The sequence below is a fragment of the Burkholderia sp. YIM B11467 genome (assembly GCF_052952715.1).
Map to the genome: position 1 here is coordinate 654,943 of NZ_JBQVSQ010000002.1, position 19,187 is coordinate 674,129.

The 19,187-nt window shown below is 68.2% G+C and carries 13 protein-coding genes; 8 read left to right on the plus strand and 5 right to left on the minus strand.

Annotated elements, in window-relative coordinates; all coding sequences use genetic code 11:
• The first annotated feature begins 69 nt into the window (after positions 1 to 69).
• On the plus strand, positions 70 to 1,872 hold the full coding sequence (locus ACTRWB_RS10115) for a diguanylate cyclase (protein ID WP_446901792.1): 1,803 nt from the start codon (positions 70 to 72) through the stop codon (positions 1,870 to 1,872).
• 57 nt (positions 1,873 to 1,929) lie between these two features.
• On the opposite strand, the gene ACTRWB_RS10120 is transcribed toward ACTRWB_RS10115, so the two are convergent.
• The 3 genes from ACTRWB_RS10120 to ACTRWB_RS10130 all read right to left on the minus strand — a co-directional run bounded on the left by ACTRWB_RS10120 (position 1,930) and on the right by ACTRWB_RS10130 (position 5,835).
• On the minus strand, positions 1,930 to 3,282 hold the full coding sequence (locus ACTRWB_RS10120) for an MFS transporter (protein ID WP_446901793.1): 1,353 nt from the start codon (positions 3,280 to 3,282) through the stop codon (positions 1,930 to 1,932).
• 83 nt (positions 3,283 to 3,365) lie between these two features.
• Positions 3,366 to 4,718, minus strand: a complete 1,353-nt coding sequence (locus tag ACTRWB_RS10125) for an MFS transporter (RefSeq protein WP_446901794.1) — start codon at positions 4,716 to 4,718, stop codon at positions 3,366 to 3,368.
• Between the two features lie 157 nt (positions 4,719 to 4,875).
• On the minus strand, positions 4,876 to 5,835 hold the full coding sequence (locus tag ACTRWB_RS10130) for an MBL fold metallo-hydrolase (protein ID WP_048245347.1): 960 nt from the start codon (positions 5,833 to 5,835) through the stop codon (positions 4,876 to 4,878).
• Between the two features lie 177 nt (positions 5,836 to 6,012).
• Here ACTRWB_RS10130 and ACTRWB_RS10135 point away from each other — a divergent pair, with 177 nt between their 5' ends.
• A complete protein-coding gene (locus tag ACTRWB_RS10135) occupies positions 6,013 to 7,662 on the plus strand; it encodes an IclR family transcriptional regulator (protein ID WP_446901795.1) in 1,650 nt (549 codons plus the stop codon).
• Positions 7,663 to 8,451: 789 nt separating this feature from the next.
• Here the strand turns inward: ACTRWB_RS10135 and ACTRWB_RS10140 are convergent.
• Entirely contained in the window at positions 8,452 to 8,934 is a 483-nt protein-coding gene (locus tag ACTRWB_RS10140; protein WP_034179616.1) for an Lrp/AsnC family transcriptional regulator, read from the minus strand.
• 285 nt (positions 8,935 to 9,219) lie between these two features.
• Between ACTRWB_RS10140 and ACTRWB_RS10145 the strand changes: the two genes are divergently transcribed.
• Both ACTRWB_RS10145 and ACTRWB_RS10150 read left to right on the plus strand, forming a co-directional pair.
• A complete protein-coding gene (locus ACTRWB_RS10145; protein ID WP_446901796.1) occupies positions 9,220 to 9,876 on the plus strand; it encodes a LysE family translocator in 657 nt (218 codons plus the stop codon).
• A 31-nt stretch (positions 9,877 to 9,907) separates the two neighbouring features.
• On the plus strand, positions 9,908 to 10,339 hold the full coding sequence (locus ACTRWB_RS10150) for a YqaA family protein (RefSeq protein ID WP_412024636.1): 432 nt from the start codon (positions 9,908 to 9,910) through the stop codon (positions 10,337 to 10,339).
• A gap of 24 nt (positions 10,340 to 10,363) precedes the next feature.
• Here ACTRWB_RS10150 and ACTRWB_RS10155 read toward each other — a convergent pair whose 3' ends face one another.
• The gene (locus ACTRWB_RS10155) at positions 10,364 to 12,016 is read right to left on the minus strand and encodes an acyl-CoA synthetase (protein WP_446901797.1); all 1,653 of its coding nucleotides are present in this window, start codon (positions 12,014 to 12,016) and stop codon (positions 10,364 to 10,366) included.
• Positions 12,017 to 12,184: 168 nt separating this feature from the next.
• Here ACTRWB_RS10155 and ACTRWB_RS10160 point away from each other — a divergent pair, with 168 nt between their 5' ends.
• The 4 genes from ACTRWB_RS10160 to ACTRWB_RS10175 all read left to right on the plus strand — a co-directional run bounded on the left by ACTRWB_RS10160 (position 12,185) and on the right by ACTRWB_RS10175 (position 19,178).
• Positions 12,185 to 12,940 (plus strand): Crp/Fnr family transcriptional regulator, encoded by a 756-nt coding sequence (locus ACTRWB_RS10160; RefSeq protein WP_446901798.1) that lies wholly within the window; start codon positions 12,185 to 12,187, stop codon positions 12,938 to 12,940.
• Positions 12,941 to 13,131: 191 nt separating this feature from the next.
• Positions 13,132 to 16,299, plus strand: coding sequence for an efflux RND transporter permease subunit (locus ACTRWB_RS10165; RefSeq protein ID WP_446901799.1), 3,168 nt, complete (start codon positions 13,132 to 13,134; stop codon positions 16,297 to 16,299).
• Positions 16,300 to 16,335: 36 nt separating this feature from the next.
• Positions 16,336 to 17,667 (plus strand): efflux RND transporter periplasmic adaptor subunit, encoded by a 1,332-nt coding sequence (locus ACTRWB_RS10170; RefSeq protein WP_446901800.1) that lies wholly within the window; start codon positions 16,336 to 16,338, stop codon positions 17,665 to 17,667.
• Positions 17,664 to 19,178, plus strand: a complete 1,515-nt coding sequence (locus tag ACTRWB_RS10175; RefSeq protein WP_446901801.1) for an efflux transporter outer membrane subunit — start codon at positions 17,664 to 17,666, stop codon at positions 19,176 to 19,178. Before ACTRWB_RS10170 ends, ACTRWB_RS10175 begins: the two co-directional genes overlap by 4 nt.
• Positions 19,179 to 19,187 lie beyond the last annotated feature (9 nt).

Genomic DNA, 19,187 nt, shown 5'->3' on the forward strand with positions numbered 1-19,187 from the left:
CAGTCTCATTCGACCGGCGTTCGTCCGATCGCAAGAGCAATCGTCAATCGTACGTTGCGGAATTCGACCATGCGGTTCCGTATGTTCATTACCGAGACCGGCGACGCGCCGGCCTCCGCGCGCGGCTCGGCCGACAGTCAACCGGTGCCGCCCCCCGAACTGGAGACCGTCTGCCGCGTCGCGCGTGCCCATTTCGGCACGACCGGCGCGTTCGTGGCGCGCGCCGAAGCCGGTACGCAACGCGTGCTGGCGGCCGACGGCACGTTGCCCGCCCCGCTTCCCGCCGACTTCTTTCCGTCACACGTCGAACGCGATTCGTCTGCCGACCGACGATACGTCGTGCACGGCGCGAACGGCAGCCTGCAATGCGACGACAGCCCGCCTCACGCGCCGCAGATCGTCGCGGCGTGCGAGCTGGCCGCGCCCGACGGCACCGCACTCGGCACGCTGTGCATCACCCACGACGCCCGCCTGACGCTCGATGCGGCGCAATGCGCGGTGCTGCGCGACCTCGCCACGCTGGCCGAACGCGCGCTCGCCCGTGCCATCGAGGAAGCCGCGTTGCGCGATCGGCTCGGCCGCGTCGAGGAGCACAGCAGGCTGACAACGCTTGCGCTGACCGAAAGCGGCACCGGCGTGTGGGACCGCAACGTGGAAACCGGCGAGATCCATTACTCGCCGGCCTGGAAAGCGATGCTCGGCTACGCGCCGCACGAATTGAGCTGCCGAATCGAGGATGCGTACGAACGGCTGCATCCGGACGATGTCGACGACGTGAAGGCGGCCATGCTCGCGCACTTCGAGCGCCGCACCGACAGCTACGAGGTCGAGCACCGCATCCGCTGCAAGGACGGTACGTACAAATGGATCTGCAGCCGCGGCAAGGTGATCAACCGCGACGACAACGGCCGCGCGCTGCGCATGGTCGGCACGACCACCGACATCACGGCGTTGCGCGAGCTGGCCGTGCGGCTGCGCGATTCGGCCGCGCTCGTCACGGATCTCACCGACCAGGTTCCCGGGCTCGTGTTCCAGTTGCGGCAGGCAGCCGACGGGCGCCGCTACTTTTCCTATGCGAGCGCGGGTATCAGCGACATCTACGAACTGACGCCGGAGCAGATTGCCCGCAACGCGGAGGCGGTCGAGACCCGGATTCATCCGGCCGACCTGGTTGCCTATCGGCAGTCGCTGCATGAATCGTCGCTGCGGCTGACGCCGTGGCGTCTCGAATATCGCGTGCTGCTGCCCGGCCAGGGCCTGCGATGGCGCGAAGGCGATGCGCGTCCGCAACGGATGGCCGACGGCGGCACCGTGTGGCACGGCTTCATCACCGATGCGACCGAGCGCAAGCACATCGAGGCCGAACTGCATCGGATGGCGACGACCGACCATCTGACGCAGCTGTCGAACCGCCATGCGTTCATGCGGCAAAGCGAAGCCGCGCTGCGCGACGTGCGCGCGACCGGCCTGCCCGCCGCGGTGCTGATGCTCGATCTCGATCACTTCAAGGCGCTGAACGACCGCTGGGGCCACCCGCTCGGCGACCGCGCGCTCCGGCATTTCGCGCGGCTGCTGCTCGCGGAAACGCGACCGGAAGCGATCGTCGGGCGTGTCGGCGGCGAGGAATTCGCGATCGTGCTGCCGAGGTCGGACCTCGATACGGCGCTGGCATTTGCGCGGCGCGTGCAGCAACGCACGATGCAGGCGCGGCTGATGCACGAGGATCAGCAGGTCGAGCTGACCGTCAGCATCGGCATCGACGCGATGCGGGAGTCGGACTTCGGCGCGTACCAGCCGCTGTCGCGCGCCGACAAGGCGCTCTACCTCGCGAAGGAGCGCGGCCGCAACCGGATCGAGGTGTATCGGGCGTAGCGGCAGCGCCCGCTTCCGCCTGAAACAGGACGACGGCAACGCGCCCCGGCCTCACCTTCAATGCGGCGCTTCCGCTCTCGAACCCGCGTCGCCACGCGGCACACCCAGCAGCATCGCGACCGCGCACGCGGCCAGCAAGGCGGCGATCATCAGCATCGCCGGATCCATGCTGCCGGTTCGCGTGCGGATCAGCCCGACGAGCCAGGGCGTGATCATTCCGCTCGACACGCCGATACTGCTGATCAGCGCGATCCCGCCTGCCGCGCCGGCGCCCGAGAAATACGCGGACGGCACGGCCCAGAACACCGGATGCGCGGCAAAGATCAGCATTGCAGCGACCGACAGCAGCGCCATCATCGCGACGATGCTCGGCAGGTGCAGCGTCAGCAGCGCGAGCGCCACCGCGCCGCCGAACGCGCACGCGGCGAAGTGCCGGCGCCGTTCGCGCTTGCGATCCGAGCGCCGCGCGATCGCGATCAGGCCAACCGCGCCGATCGCGTTCGGCACGACCGACAGCAGGCTGATCTGCACGACGTCGTGGATGCCGAATTCGCGGATCATCAGCGGCATCCAGAACAGCAGCATCAGCAACGCGGTGGTCAGCGAGAAATAGATGAACGCGAACAGGTACGTGCGCGGCTCGGCCAGCACCTGCCGCAGCGAACGCGGCGCATCCGCGCCCGCACCGGCACGGTCGGCGGCCAGGTCGGCCGCGAGCCGCTGCCGGTCGGCGTCGGACAGCCAGCGCGCGTGTTCGGGACGATCGCACAGCCAGAACCACGCGATCACGCCGAGCAGGATCGCGGGCGCGCCCTCGATCGCGAACATCCATTGCCAGCCGTGCAGCCCGAGCACACCCGACATCCCGCGCATGAGCCAGCCCGACAGCAGCCCGCCGACCATCCCGGCCACCGCGACACCCGCGTAGAAGATCGACAGCACCGACGCACGCCGCCGCGCCGGGTACCAGTACGTCAGGTAGAACACCACGCCCGGAAAGAACCCGGCCTCGAACAACCCGAGCAGGAAGCGCAGCACGTAGAAATGCTTCGCGCTGTCGACGGTGATCATCGCGACCGACACGGCGCCCCACAGGAACATGATCCGCGCGAACGTGCGGCGCGCGCCGAAGCGGCGCAGCAACGCGTTGCTCGGCACCTCGAACAGCACGTAGCCGACGAAGAACAGCACCGCGCCGAGGCTGTACATCGCGTCGGTCAGGCCGAGATCCTGGCGCATCTGCAACTGCGCGAAGCCGATGTTGCTGCGATCGAGGATCGACACGATGTAGCAGATGAACAGGAACGGCACGATCCGCGCGCCGATGCGGCGGTACAGCGCGTCGTCGTCCGTCGAACCGGCGCCGGACGCGACGGCACGCGCGGCGTCCGCTTGAAGAGGGGCTGACATCGATCGTCTCCTCGATGGATTCAGGTACGGGGCGGGCATGTTGCGCCGCTCGCCGCCGCCCGCGGGCAGCGACCGGCCGTGGTTCAGTCGCGCTGCGCGGCTTCGCCCTTCACGCCGAGCATCAGCGCGGCGCCGCTCACGACCAGCAGCGCGGCCAGCAGGTACACGGCCAGATCCATGCTGCCGGTGCGCGTGCGGATCATCCCGATCACCCACGGGCTGACGATGCCGCTCGTGATCCCGATGCTGCTGATCAGCGCGATCCCGGCCGCGGCCGCGTTGCCCGACAGGTAGTGGGTCGGCACGGCCCAGAAGATCGGCAGCGCGGCGAAGATCAGCGTCGCCGCGATCGACAGGCACGCGAGCATCGCCGCGAAGCTGTGCAGGTGCAGCGTCAGCGCCGCGAGCGCGAGCCCGCCGCCGATCGTGCAGCACGCGAAGTGCTTGCGGCGCTCGCCGGTGCGGTCCGAGCGGCGCGCGATCAGGATCAGCCCCACCGCGCCGACCGCGTTCGGCACGACCGTGTAGAGGCTCACGGCCACGACATCGGTCACGCCGAAGTCGCGGATCATCAGCGGCATCCAGAAGTTGAGCGTCAGCGATGCGCAGGTCAGCGAGAAATAGATGAACGCGAACAGGTACACGCGCGGATTCGCGAGCGCGGCCGCGACGCTGCGCCCGTCGTGCGTACTGCCGTGACCGCGACCGTCCGCGCACAGCGCGGCGACCCGCGCCTTTTCATCGGACGTGAGCCACGCGGCGTCCTGCGGCCGGTCGACGAGGCACGTGAACGCGACGAACGCGAGCAGGATCGCCGGTGCGCCTTCGATCGCGAACATCCACTGCCAGCCGTGCAGCCCGAGCACGCCGCTCATGTCGCGCATGATCCAGCCCGACATCAGGCCGCCGAGCACGCCGGCTACCGCGACGCCCGCGAAGAACACCGAGATCGCCGCCGCGCGCCGGTTCGCCGGGAACCAGTAGGTCAGATACAGCACGATGCCGGGAAAGAAGCCGGCTTCGAACACGCCGAGCAGGAAACGCATCACGTAGAAATGCGACGGCTGCGACACGAACATCATGCCCGTCGACGCGATGCCCCACAGCAGCATGATCCGCGTGAACGTGCGGCGTGCGCCGAAGCGTGCGAGCAGCATGTTGCTCGGCACTTCGCAGAACACGTAACCGACGTAGAACACCGCGGCGCCGAGGCCGTACATCGCATCGCTGAAGCCGAGATCGTGCTTCATCTGCAACTGCGCGAAGCCGATGTTGATGCGGTCGAGGAACGACACGACGTAGCAGAGGAACAGGAACGGGACGATCCGCCACGCGATCTTGCGGAACAGCAGCGCGTCGCCGGATTCGGACGTCGATGAGGATACCGAAACGCTCGCGTGTGCGATCGTCGCTTCGGCGGGAAGCGATTGGGGCATGTCTCTCTCCAAACGGGCCGCGCGAATCGAGCGCGCAGCAGTCTCCGAGGGCGTGCATGCGCCCTGCTTTCTTGTGAGACCGGATACGGCGGCGGAAACCGCCGCCTTCAGGGAAACGGCGGCACGTTCGCGCGAACGCCCCGCCGCCGTGCGCCGCTCAGTCCTGCAGCGCGGCCCACATGTCCTTGTCGCGCTGCGCGGTCCAGATGCGCGGATGCGTGATGCCGCTCGCTTCGTCGAACGCGCGCGACACGTCGAATGGCAAGCAGTGCTCGTAGATGAACACGTGGCCGAACTTCGGATCCATCGCTTCGCGCGTGAGCGCCATCGACGCCTTCAGGTCGAGATTGCGTTCGACGGCCTTGCGGCCCTGCGCGAGCAGCGTCGTGACGAAATCCTTCGTGTAGTCGAGGCCCTTGTCGACCTCGGCCGGATTCAGCAGCGCGGGGCCGCGGCCCGGCACGAGCTTCTCGGCGCCGAGCGCGCGCAGCGCCTCGAGCGTGGCCGGCCACTGTTCGAGCTGCGCGTCGCCGCAGTAGCACGCGGCGTCGTATTCGACGAGGTCGCCCGAGAACAGCACCTTCTGCGACGGCAGCCAGACGATCGTGTCGCCCTTCGTATGGCCCGAGCCGACGTGCATGATCTTCACTTCGAGCTTGCCGAGGAACAGCGTGATCTCGCGCTCGAACACGAGCGTCGGCCAGGTCAGGCCGGGCACCGTCTCGACGCCGGCGAACAGGCGCGGGAAGCGCTCGATCTCCGACTTCATGTCGGCCTCGCCGCGCTCGACGATCATCTCGTACGTGCCGCGGCTCGCGATCACGTGCTGCGCGCCTTCGTCGAAATACGCGGATGCGCCGAGCACGCGCACCGCGTGGTAATGCGACAGCACCACGTGCTTGATCGGCTTGTCGGTCACGCTGCGGATCTTCGCGATCAGGTCCTGCGCCATCGCGGGCGTCGCGGTCGTGTCGACGATCAGCACGCTGTCGTCGCCGATGATCACGCCCGAGTTCGGGTCGCCTTCGGCGGTGTACGCGTACGCGTTCTCGGACAGCTTCGTCCAGGTGACTTTCTTCTCTTCCAGATCGGCTTGGGAGGCGAATGCTTTGGCCATGTTGCGTTCCGTGGCTGCGAGCCATGTGTTGAGGGGAGTGAGCGGATCATCTTCCCGCATCGATTATTTGTCAATGACAAAGTCGCTTGCTATTGTCTAATACGGGTAAACCTGCGGGCTGGCGCGATAAATGGCGTCGGATACCATGCGGGGTTTCGTCAACGGAAGAATCATCGCGTGCAGAACCACGAAGTCAGCGCAGACGACGCGCCACCCAAGGCGCAGCGCGGGATCCAGAGTGTCGAGGTCGGCGGCCGGCTGCTCGACGCGCTCGCGCGCCGGCGCAAGCCGCTCGGGCTGTCGGAGCTGGCCGCGGCGGCCGACCTGTCGACCGCGCAGGCGCACACCTATCTGGTCAGCCTGACGCGGCTCGCGCTCGTGAAGCGCGACGCGATCACCGGCAACTACGAGCCGGGCCCGTTGTCGCTGCGGCTCGGGCTGATGTCGATCGAGCGCCAGCCGGCCTACCGCGCGGCGCTGCCGCACGCGGTGCGGCTCGCGGAAGCGGTGGGCCTGAGCGTCGCGCTGTCGGTGCCGGGCGCGCTCGGCCCGACGATTGTGCGCATCGAGCACGGCGGTTATCCGCTGCACGTGAACCTGCACGTCGGCTCGGTGATGTCGCTCGACACGACGGCGACCGGCCGCGTCTTCCGCGCGTTCGGCGATCCCGCGCAACTCGATGCGATGGCGGCCAGCCAGGCCGGCGCGGGCGACACGCTCGCAGGCGCCGAAGGCACGCAGCTCGCGCCGGACGCCGACGCGCAACAGGCCGCACTCGACGCGATCCGCGCGCGCGGCATCGAACGCAGCGTCGACCGGCCGAGCCCCGGCGTCAGCGCGATGTGCGTGCCCGTATTCGACGCGCACGGGCGCCTGCAGCTCGCGTTGACGGTAATCGGTTCGACGGGATCGATCGATGTCGACTGGGACGGCCCGATCGCGGCCGCCCTGCGCGAGACGGCGCGACAGGCCACCGCGTCGCTCGGCGCGGAACCTGCCGAACCAGCGCCCGCACTAGAAGCAGCCGCACCACACGTGCCGCCGGCGCTGGCCGACGATGCGAAGGCGCAGCGCGGGATCAATGCGCTCGACAGCACCGGCGAGCTGCTGCTCGCGCTGGTGTCGGCGGGCCGCGCGCTGCCGCTGCGCGATCTCGCGGCGGGGGCCGGCATGCCGGCCGCGAAGGCGTTTCCGCATCTCGTCAGCCTGCAGAAGATCGGCCTGCTGAGCCGCGACGACGCCGGCTGCTTCGACGGCGGCCCGCTCGGGCAGGCGCTCGGCCTGATCGCGATGCAGCGCGTGTCGCCGACGCGCGACGCGGAAGCCGAGATCGTCGCGCTGGCCGGCGCGACCGACATGAGCGTGGCCGCCGCGACGCTCGGGCCGCTCGGCCCGACCGTGATCCGCCTGGAGGAATCGGCGCGGCCGCAGCACGTCAGCCTGCAGGTCGGCACCGTGATGTCGCTCGTCAATACGGCGATCGGCCGGATCTTCGCGGCCGGCATGTCCGACGACGTGCTGGCCGACCTGCTCGCCAACGAGCCCGTGCGTCTCGCGGGCGGTGCCGCCACGCAGGCCGACGACGCATTCCGCGCGCGGCTCGCGGCGATCCGCGCGGCCGGGCTCGATTTCGCGTTCGACGCGCCGGTGCCGGGCATCGGGACGGTCGCCGCACCCGTGTTCGATCACACCGGCAGCATCCGGCTCGTGATCGCGATCATCGGCTCGTCGCGCGGCTTCCCGCGCGGGCCGGACAGCGACCTCGCGCAGACGCTGCTCGCCGCGACGCGGCGGCTGTCGTGGCGGTTCGGGTGGATCGGCCGGTAATCGCCGCGCCGCCTCGCCCCCGTCCTTCCCGCCGCTCGAATCCCCTCTCTTGCTCCACGCGAGGCCGTGCACGCATGGCCTCGTCACGCCTGCACGCGACGAAACGGCGGCCGATATTCATGTTGCGCAGCAGCAACATAAATTGTCAGTAATTCTCATATAACGAAATCGCATTTCACAGGGCGGTGATGTTTCGCTATGATTAGGGTTATCCCTAATTCGCCACCTATATGGGGCTTCGTCATGCAAACGTCTAATGTCTCCGATCGTTCCACCGAATCCGCCGGCTGGCTCGCACGTGTTGGCGAGCTGATTGCAGAAGCTTGGCAACTCCACCTCGATAACTGCGAAGTCATCGCTGAAGCGCACGCGCGTCTGCCGCACTAAGCGGAACGACCGCACGACGACCTGCCTGATCCGCTTGCCCGGACGCGCGCCGCAAGGCCGCTGCGTCCGGCATCGGAGTTGGGCTGGTGTCGTGGTAACAAGCCGGGCTGGTCCCGGTTGAATGCGCTCATCACGTCGGGAGCGCGTTGAGGTCTGTGCCAACGCCGATCGATCTCGGCGCGGTTTTGTCGGCAAGTTGCCCGAGCGGGCCACCGTCATCCCGACGACGCGCAATTGCGTCAGATCATCCCTGACGGAAGATTCATCCGTTTTGCCTGCCCGCGTGCAGTACCCCGCCGGGCACCTTCCGCGCCGGTCGATCGCAGGCCTTCTCCGCGCGATCGCGCAGCCGCATGCGCGATCCGTTCAACGACGGCCGCGCCCCCATCCCCGCCCCCGCCTTCACACCTGAATCGACGGCACGTCCTTCATGCAGCGCAGCGCGAACATCGAGCGGCTGTGACGGATGCTCGAGATCTTGTAGAGCTTTTCGCGCAGGAAACGCTCGTAGCCGGCCGTCCCGTCCACGGCCACCTTGATCCAGTAGTCGTATTCGCCCGACACCAGATAGGCCTCGAGCACTTCGGGCAGCGCCGCCAGTTCCGAGCCGAAACGCGCGAGCGCGTCGTCCTCGTGGCGATCGAGCGTGACTTCGAGGATCACGATGTCCGCGTAGCCGAGCATGCGCTGGTTGACCAGCGCGACATAACCGTCGATGTAGCCGTCGACTTCGAGCTGCCGCGTGCGGTTCCAGCACGCGGTGGTCGACATGCCGATCTGTTCGGCCAGTTCGGCGTTCGACAGGCGCGCATTTTTCTGGAGTGCACCGAGGATCTTGCGGTCCTGATTGTCGAGGGTTTTCGGCGTGCGTTCGCGAGTAGCCATGATGGGAAGAATCTTCTACTGAAAATCGGCATTCTATCTGAACAGGATTCCGGTTTCAGGTCCCTTTTGCCTGAAAACAGGAAGCCTTTTAACCGGCCCGCTTGATACATTTTCACCATGCCTGTTGCCCGGCACGCTCCCCGCGACAACCCCTTCGCACCGGGACGCACGGCCGCAATCACGAGTTGCGGTGCCGGACAAGCAGGCATGCGATTCCCCGCCGCCCGCACGCCTATCCACCGCGTGCGGAGCCGGTGCCTGCTCCCCGTTCTTGCACTTCCCGTCATGTCGTTCAGGCTTTATCTGTCGTTCCTCGCTGCTTCCGCCGTTCTCATCTACGCCCCCGGCCCCGTCAACCTGCTCACGATGAACCAGGCGCTGCGCGCCGGCTGGCGCCGCGCGCTGCCGTGCGTGTGGGGCGGCACGCTCGCCGTACTGCTGCAACTCGCGCTGACCGCGCTGTGCCTGAATTCGCTGGTCCACATCAACGAGCACGCGCTCACCGTGCTGCGCTGGGCCGGCGCCGCGTATCTCGTGTGGCTGGGTGGCAAGCAATGGCTCAGCCGCGCGCCGGCAAGCGCGCCCGCCGCTTCGGCCGAAGCCGGCGCCGGTACCGTCATCGTTGAGCCGGACGCCGATACCGGACGCGCGCTGTTCTGGCGCGGCGTCGCGACGTCGGGCCTCAATCCGAAGACGCTGCTGTTCTTTCCGTCGTTCTTTCCGCAGTTCATCAGCCCGACGGCCAACTGGAGCCTGAACCTCCAGTTCCTGCTGCTCGCCACGACGTTCGCGTTGCTGTTCGCGGGCGGCGTCGCGTCGATGGCGCTGTTCTCGCACCGGTTGAGCCGCGCATTGCAGCGGCCGGCGCGGATGCGCGCGATGAACCGCGTGACGGGTGGCTTGCTCGTCGGGATGGGCGCGATCATGGTCGGCTGGAACTGATCGGCCATCGTGCGGCCGGTACAATCGCGCGATGTCCGAATTGCTCACTTACGGCGGCCTGTTCGCCGTGTCGATGGTCGCCGCGACCCTGTTTCCGCTCCAGTCCGAAGCCGTGCTCGCCGGCCTGCTGCTTGCCGGGCGCGAACCCGTGTGGGCGCTGGTGCTCGTCGCCAGCATCGGCAACGTCGCCGGTTCAGTAATCAACTGGATGCTCGGGCGCGGCATCGAGCACTTCCGCGACCGCCGCTGGTTTCCGGTCAAGCCTTCTGCACTCGCGCGCGCCGAGCGCTGGTATGCGCGCTACGGCCGCTGGTCGCTGCTGCTGAGCTGGGCGCCGGTGATCGGCGATCCGCTGACGATGATCGCCGGTGTGCTGCGCGAACCGCTGCCGACCTTTCTGGCGATCGTCACGATCGCGAAGGTCGGCCGCTACCTGGCCGTCGCGTGGCTCGTCGTGCATTGAGCCGCGCGACGCGCCACGCTTCCTTTATTTCTTGCCGCCCGCCAGGTCGATCGCCTTGTCCGATCCGACCGCATTGCGCAGCTGGAATTTCTGGATCTTGCCGGTCGATGTCTTCGGCAGTTCGCCGAAGCGCACGGCCTTCGGCACCTTGAAGCCCGCAAGCAGTTGCCGGCAGTGCGCGACGATCTCCTCCTCGGTCGCGCTCGCGCCTTCGCGCAGCTCGACGAACGCGCACGGCACCTCGCCCCATTTCGGATCGGGCATCGCGACGACAGCCGCGACCGCAACAGCCGGATGCCGGTACAACGCGTCCTCGACCTCGATGCTCGAGATGTTCTCGCCGCCCGAGATGATGATGTCCTTGCGGCGGTCCTTGATGCGGATGTAGCCGTCCGGCGTCAGCACGCCGAGATCGCCCGTATGGAACCAGCCGCCGTGGAACGCCTCGTCGGTCGCCTTCGGGTTCTTCAGGTAACCCTTCATGCAGATGTTGCCGCGGAACATGATCTCGCCGAGCGTCTCGCCGTCGGCCGGCACCGGCGCCATCGTGTCGGGATCGAGCACCGTCGCGCCCGCTTCGAGGTGATAGCGCACGCCCTGGCGCGCATTGAGCCGCGCGCGCTCTTCATCGGGCAGTGCTTCCCAGTGCGACTGCTGCGCGCACACGGTCGCGGGGCCATAGACCTCGGTCAGCCCGTACACGTGCAGCAGGTCGAAGCCGATCTCCTTCATCTTCGCGATCACGGCCGGCGCCGGCGCCGCGCCCGCGACCATCGCGTGCACCGTGTGGTCGATGCCTTCGCGGAATTCGGCCGGCGCGTTCGCGATCGCGCTCTGCACGATCGGCGCGCCGCAATAGTGCGTGATGCGCTCGCGGCGAATCAGGTCGAACACCGTCTTCGCGTCGAACTTGCGCAGGCACACGTTCACGCCCGCGCGCGCCGCGACGGCCCACGGGAAACACCAGCCGTTGCAGTGGAACATCGGCAGCGTCCACAGATACACCGCGTGCTTCGGCATGTCCCATTCGAGCAGGTTGCTGATCGCCGCCAGATACGCGCCGCGATGGTGGTAGACGACGCCCTTCGGATCGCCGGTCGTGCCGGACGTGTAGTTCAGCGCGATCGCGTCCCACTCGTCGGCCGGCGGCGTCCATGCGTAGTCGGCATCGCCGCCGGCGACGAACGCTTCATAGTCGGTCGCGCCCGCGAAGCGGGCGGGATCGGCCGGCATCGCGTCGGCGACGCTGACGATCTTCAGGCCCGGCACCTCGAGCGCCGCGCGATGCGCGAGCTCCGCGTATTCGGTGTCGACGATCAGCACCTTCGCCTCGCCGTGACGCAGCATGAACAGCACCGACGGCACGTCGAGCCGCGTGTTGATCGTGTTCAGCACGGCGCCGGCCATCGGCACGCCGAAGTGCGCCTCGACCATCGCCGGGATGTTCGGCAGCATCGCCGCGACGGTGTCGCCGCGCCCGACACCGGCCCGTGCAAGCGCACTCGCCAGCTGTTTCGCGCGCATGTAGGTCTCGCCCCACGTGCGCCGCACGTCGCCGTGCACGATCGCGAGGCGCTCGCCATAGACTTCGGCCGTCCGGACCAGAAAGTCGATCGGCGTGAGCGGCACGTAATTGGCGTCGCGGCGGCCGAGCCCGGCCTCGAACATCTGCGTCATGATCCTGTCTCCCGTGTTCTGTCGACCGGCGTGCATGCACCCCGAATCGTTTTGATGTGGTTCAATTGCCGACAGCCTAACGGTCGCTATTGTGGGCCGTCTGTCATCGAAACGACAGAGTGCCCTTCGAGCGCCGCGCGTTATCCCTATTCTCGCAAACCCGCACCCATGCACGACCCTCTCGTTGCGCCGCCCGACGCGGCCGCCTACCCGGCCGACGCGCTTCCCGAACCCGGCCCGATGCCGCCGCTTTCGACGCTGTTCGGCCAGTGCGCGTGGTTCCGCACGCTCGCGCCCGAGCACCAGGCGCTCGTGCTCGCGCAGTCGCGCGTCGAGCAGTGCGAGGCCGGCGACGTGATCGCGCACCGGCTCGCGCCGTCCGAATACTGGATCGGCGTGCATCGCGGGCTGCTGAAGCTCGCGATCTTCAACGTGTCGGGGCGCGGCTGCACGTTTTCCGGCGTGCCGTCGGGCGGCTGGTTCGGCGAAGGCAGCGTGATCAAGCGCGAACTGCGCAAGTACGAGGTCGTCGCGATCCAGCGCTCGACCGTGCTGTTCGTGCCGGTCGACACGTTCCATGCGCTGCTCGACACGAGCCTGCCGTTCACGCGCTTCGTGATCCACCAGTTGAACAACCGGATGGGCGAGTTCATCGCGTCGATCCAGAACAGCCGGCTGCTCGACGTCGATGCGCGCGTCGCGCAGTCGCTCGCGCAGCTCTTCAACCCCGACCTGTATCCGGACACCGGCCCGTCGCTGTCGATCTCGCAGGAGGAACTGGGGATGCTCGTCGGCGTGTCGCGGCAGCGGATCAATCAGGCGCTGCAGCAACTCGAGAAGCGCGGCGTGCTGCGGCTCGCGTACAACCAGATCGAAGTCGTCGATCTGGGTGCGCTCGCGCGGGTCGGGATGGAGCAGATTTGAGCGGCGCGCGATGAGCGAAACCGTCGCCGGTTGAAACGCGCGCATGCATTTCGTCTTAGCAATCGGCCGACGACGCGCGCGCGGCAACCTGACAATTCCGCCAGTTTCGCGCCAGTAACCCGTTCAGCCCCAACGCCTATCATTCGGGTTCCCTTCACCGACGCCTGATCACCGCCTGTCCCGCTGCCTCCATGTGGATCGTCAATCTCGCGCTCAGGCGCCCCTACACGTTCATCGTAATGGCCATCATGATCGTGCTGGCCACCCCGCTTGCGCTGATGCGCACGCCCGTCGACGTGCTGCCCGCGATCAACATTCCCGTGATCAGCGTGATCTGGAATTACAGCGGCTTCTCCGCGACGGAGATGACGAACCGGATCACGGCCGTCCATGAACGGATCCTGACGACGACCGTCAACAACATCCAGCATGTCGAATCGACGTCGCTGCCCGGCATCGCGGTCGTGAAGGTGTTCCTGCAGCCGGGCGCGAACGTGCAGACGGCGATCGCGCAGACGGTGTCGTCCGCGCAGGCGATCGTGCGGCAGATGCCGCAAGGCGCGACGCCGCCGCTCGTGATCACCTATTCCGCGTCGAGCATCCCGGTGATCCAGCTCGGGCTGTCGAGCACGACGCTCAGCGAACAGTCGCTCGCCGACATCGCGCTCAACTTCCTGCGCCCGCAACTGATCACGATTCCGGGCGCGCAGGTGCCGTTCCCGTACGGCGGCCGCACGCGCGTGGTCGCGATTGACCTCGATCCGCAGGCCTTGCTCGCGAAGGGCCTCACACCGGCCGACATCGTCAACGCGGTCAACGCGCAGAACCTCGTGCTGCCGACCGGCACCGCGAAGATGGGCCAGACCGAATACCGGATCGACACGAACGCGTCGGCCGACACGGTCGCCGACATCAACAACCTGCCGATCCAGACCGTCAACGGCGCGACGACCTACCTGCGCGAGGTCGCGGCGGTACGCGACGGCTTCGCGCCGCAGACCAACGTCGTGCGCCAGAACGGCCAGCGCGGCGTGCTCGTGTCGATCCTGAAGAGCGGCGACGCGTCGACGCTCAAGGTCGTGTCGGACCTGAAGGCGCTGCTGCCGAAGGTGATCCCGACGCTGCCCGAAGGGCTCACGATCACGCCGCTGTTCGACCAGTCGGTGTTCGTCAACGCGGCCGTGCAAGGCGTGATCCACGAGGCGCTGATCGCCGCCGTGCTGACCGCGATGATGATCCTGCTGTTCCTCGGCAACTGGCGCAGCACGCTGATCATCGCGATCTCGATCCCGCTGTCGATCTTCACGTCGCTGATCGCGCTGTCCGCGCTCGGCGAGACCATCAACATCATGACGCTCGGCGGGCTCGCGCTCGCGGTCGGGATCCTGGTCGACGACGCGACCGTCACGATCGAGAACATCGAGCGGCACCTGCATCTCGGCACCAACCTGCACGAGGCGATCCTCGAAGGCGCCGGCGAGATCGCGGTGCCCGCGTTCGTGTCGACGCTGTGCATCTGCATCGTGTTCGTGCCGATGTTCTTCCTGACGGGTGTCGCGCGCTTCCTGTTCGTGCCGCTCGCCGAAGCGGTCGTGTTCGCGATGCTCGCGTCGTACGTGCTGTCGCGTACGCTGGTGCCGACGCTCGCGATGCTGCTGTTCCGCCCGCAGCAGGCCAGCACCGGCCCCGACCACGCGACGTCGCGTTTCGCGCGCATCCATCACGCGTTCAACAACGCGTTCGAGCGGCTGCGCGCGTGGTATATCGTGCTGCTCAGCATGCTGCTGGTGCGCCGCCGCTTCTACGCGATGTGCTTCCTCGGCTTCTGCGTGCTGTCGACGGGCCTCGTATTCGTGCTCGGCCGCGACTTCTTCCCGAACGCCGATTCCGGCAACATCCGGCTGCACATGCGCGCGCCGACCGGCTACCGGATCGAGGAAACCGCGCGCCTCGCCGACCAGGTCGAACGCGTGATCCGCGAAGCCGTGCCGCCCGACGAGCTCGGTGCGATCGTCGACAACCTCGGCCTGCCGGTGAGCGGCATCAACCTGTCGTACAGCAACGCCGGCACGATCGGCACGCTCGACGGCGAGCTGCTGATCGCGCTGAAGCCGGGCCACCGCGCGACCCAGCACTATGTGCAGACGCTGCGCACGCTGCTGCCCGAACGCTTCCCGGGCGTCGAGTTCTTCTTCCAGCCGTCGGACATCATCACGCAGATCCTGAACTTCGGTCAGCCGGCCGCCATCGACGTGCAGGTGCTCGGCAACGATCTCGCGAGTAACATGACAATCGCAAGCAGCCTGATGAAAAAGGTCAGGCAAATCCCCGGCGCCGTCGACGTGCACGTACTGCAACGCAACGACGAGCCGACCCTGCTGGCCGACATGGACCGCACGCGCATGCAGCAGCTCAATCTCTCCGCGCAGAACGTCGCGCAGAACATGCTGATCTCGCTGTCCGGCAGTTCGCAGACGACGCCGTCGTTCTGGATCAACCCGCGCACCGGCGTCCAGTACCCGCTGCAGATCCAGACCCCGCAATACAACATCTCGTCGGTCGACGACCTGCTCGGCACGCCGATCTCGGCGAGCGGCCGCACGGGCGCGCCGCTGCAACTGCTCGGCAACCTGGTGCAGATGCGCAGCGGCGCGAACCCGGCCGTGATCACGCACTACAACATCCGCCCGGCGATCGACCTGTACGTGAGCGTCGAGGGCCGCGACCTCGGTTCGGTCGCGGGCGAGATCGACCGCATCGTGTCCGACGCGCGCGCGACGCTGCCGCGCGGCACCGAGCTGACGATGCGCGGCCAGATCGAGACGATGCGCACGTCGTATATCGGCCTCGGCGCGGGTGTCGCGATGGCGATCGTGCTCGTGTACCTGCTGATCGTCGTCAATTTCCAGTCGTGGCTCGACCCGCTGATCATCATCAGCGCGATGCCGGCCGCGCTCGCCGGTATCGCGTGGATGCTGTTCATCACCGGCACGCACCTGAGCGTGCCCGCGCTGACGGGCGCGATCATGACGGTCGGTGTCGCGACCGCGAACAGCATTCTGGTCGTGTCGTTCGCGCGCCAGCGCCTCGCGGCCGGCGCGCCGCCGCTCACGGCCGCGCTGGAGGCCGGCGCGACGCGGATCCGGCCGGTGCTGATGACGGCGCTCGCGATGATCATCGGGATGGTGCCGATGGCGCTCGGTCTCGGCGAAGGCGCCGAGCAGAACGCGCCGCTCGGCCGCGCGGTGATCGGCGGGCTGCTGTTCGCGACCGTTTCGACGTTGTTGTTCGTGCCGCTCGTGTTCGGCGGTGTGCATTCGCGGCTGGCCCGACGGCGCGCGCGCCAGGCCGGACACTGACTTTCGCCTATAGACCCGGTTGAATTGGTTGAATTCATGGAAGAGAAACATCACAGCTCCGTCGGCATCCAGGTGGACGAACACGGCATGCACCTGCCGACGCGCACGTCGGTGTCGCGGCGCGGACGGATCGTCCTGATCGTGATCGGCGTGCTGCTGGCCGCCGGCGCCGCGCGCACGATCGTCGTCAACGTGCTGAACCGCAACCGGCTCGACGCGGTCGCGGAGCAGAACACGCGCCAGTACGTGAACGTCGTGCATCCGGTCGACGCGGCGACCGGCGGCAAGCTGACGCTGCCCGGCACGCTGCGCGGCTTCGTCGAGGCGCCGATCTACGCGCGCGCCAGCGGCTACGTGCTGCGCTGGCAGGCCGACATCGGCGCGCACGTGAAGCAGGGGCAAGTGCTCGCCGAACTCGACACGCCCGAACTGAACCAGGAACTCGCGCAGGCCACCGCGCAGCGCCAGCAGGCGCAGGCGACGCTTGCGCTCGCGAAGACGTCGTTCGACCGCGCGCAGCAGTTGCGCCAGCGCGATGCCGTCTCGCAGCAGGAACTCGACGATCGGCAAGGCGCGTTCAACCAGGGCACCGCGAACCTCGCCGCGGCCGATGCGAACATGCGCCGGCTCACCGAGCTGAAAGGCTTCCAGCGGATCGTCGCGCCGATCGACGGGATCGTCACGCAGCGCAACGTCGACGTCGGCGATCTCGTCAGTTCCGGTAACGCGGGCCGCTCGCTGTTCACGGTCGTGCAGGCCGACCGGCTGCGCCTCTACGTGCAGGTGCCGCAGGCCTATGCGCAGCAGGTGAAGGTCGGCCAGCACGTGAGCGTCGCGCAGACCGAGCTGCCGGGCCAGACCTTCGACGGCACGATCACGCGCACGTCCGAGGCGATCGACGTCGCGACGCGCTCGCTGCAGATCGAGATCACGCTGCCGAACCCGGACGGCCGGCTGCTGCCCGGCGCGTACGTGCAGGCGACGCTGCCGATGACGCCGATCGGCCGCCTGCAGGTTCCGGCCAACACGTTGCTGTTCCGTGCCGAAGGCCCGACGGTCGCGACCGTCGACGCGAACGGCCAGGTCCGCCTGCCACAGGTGACGATCGTGCGCACGATCGTCACCGGTTGCCGGCGGACCTGGCCGTTCGCGTCGACGGTCGCGACCGTCGACGCGAACGGCCAGGTCCGCCTGAAACAGGTGACGATCGTGCGCACGATCGGCCAGACGCTCGAAGTCGACGGGCCGCTCACGCCGAACGACCGGCTCGTCGCGAACCCGGGCGACGCGCTCGCCAATGGCGACCAGGTCATCGTGTCGGCGCCGGCAGCGAAACCCGCCTCCGGCGCGGCGGGAGCGAAGTCGTGATCGCGACACGCGTTCGCGTGCGGCCCGCGGCGCTCGCCGCCGTCGTGGCGGCCACCGCCCTCGCCGCCTGCACGGTCGGCCCTGACTACCAGCGCCCGGCCGTCGATACGCCGGCCACGTGGCGGCTCGACCCGGCCGACGCGTACTGGCATCCGGCCGCGCCGGCCCGCGCGCCGCTCGATCCGGCGTGGTGGACCGCGTTCGGCGATCCGCAGCTCGACGCGCTCGAAACCGATGCGCTGCGCAACAACCAGAACCTCAAGGCCGTCGCCGCGCGCTACGACCAGGCGAAGGCGACGCTCGCGTCGGTCGCGTCCGCGCAATATCCGGCGGTCGGCCTGAACGCGAGCGGCCAGCGCTTCAAGATCTCCGCCGACCGGCCGCAGACCAACTACGCGACAGTCAACGCGTCGACCGTGCAGAACGACATCCAGGTCGGCGCGAGCGTCAGCTACGAGCTCGACCTGTTCGGCCGCGTGCGGCGCAGCGTCGAATCCGCGCAGGCGAGCACCGAGCAGGCCCACGACGATTTCGTGAACGCGCGCCTCGTGCTGACCGCCGATCTCGCGTCGAGCTATTTCGCGCTGCGCGAGCTCGACACCGAGATCGACGTCGTCAAGCGTTCGATCGACCTGCAGCAGAAGGCGCTCGACTACGTGGACGCGCGCCATGAACTCGGCGCGGTGTCGGGCCTCGACCTGCTGCAGCAGCGCGCCCAGCTCGACGCGACGCGCACGCAGGCGCAGTTGCTGCTCCAACAGCGCGCGCAGGTCGAAACCGCGATCGCGACGCTGGTCGGCACGCCGGCCCCCGCATTCTCGCTGCCGCCGCGCGTGGTGCCGATCAACGCGCCCGCGCTGCCGACCGGCATGCCGAGCGACCTGCTGCAGCGGCGGCCCGACGTCGCGTCGGCCGAGCGCGCGATGGCCGCCGCGAACGCGCAGATCGGCGTCGCGCGCGCCGCGTATTTCCCGCGCATCATGCTGTCGCCGGACCTCGGCTGGGATGCGACGCGCTTCGCGGGCCTGTTCACCGTACCGGCGCTGCTGTGGTCGGTCGGCGCGTCGGTCAGCCAGCCGCTGTTCGAAGGCGGCAAGCTGAAGGCCGGTGTCGATTTCGCGCAGGCCGGTTATACGGCCGCGCAGGCCAGCTACCGGCAGACCGTGCTCACCGCGTTCCAGGAGGTGCAGAATGCGGTGACGGGCCTGTCGGTGCTGGCCGAAGCCGCGCAGCAGGCGTCGGCGGCCGTCGACGACGCGCGCAAGCTCGTGTCGCTCGCGCAGGATCGCTACGCGGGCGGCCTGACGCCGTTCATCGACGTGCTGACGGCCCAGCAGCAACTGCTGACGAGCGAGCGCCAGGCCGTGCAGATCCAGGGCCAGCGCGCGGCGCTCGTCGTTTTTCTCGCGAAGGCGCTCGGCGGCGGCTGGGACGGCGATGCGACGCACGGCCCCGCACCGTCCGACGTCGCGACGGCGGGCCCGCAGCGCACCGCGGGCGTCGGCCCTTAACCCGGTTAC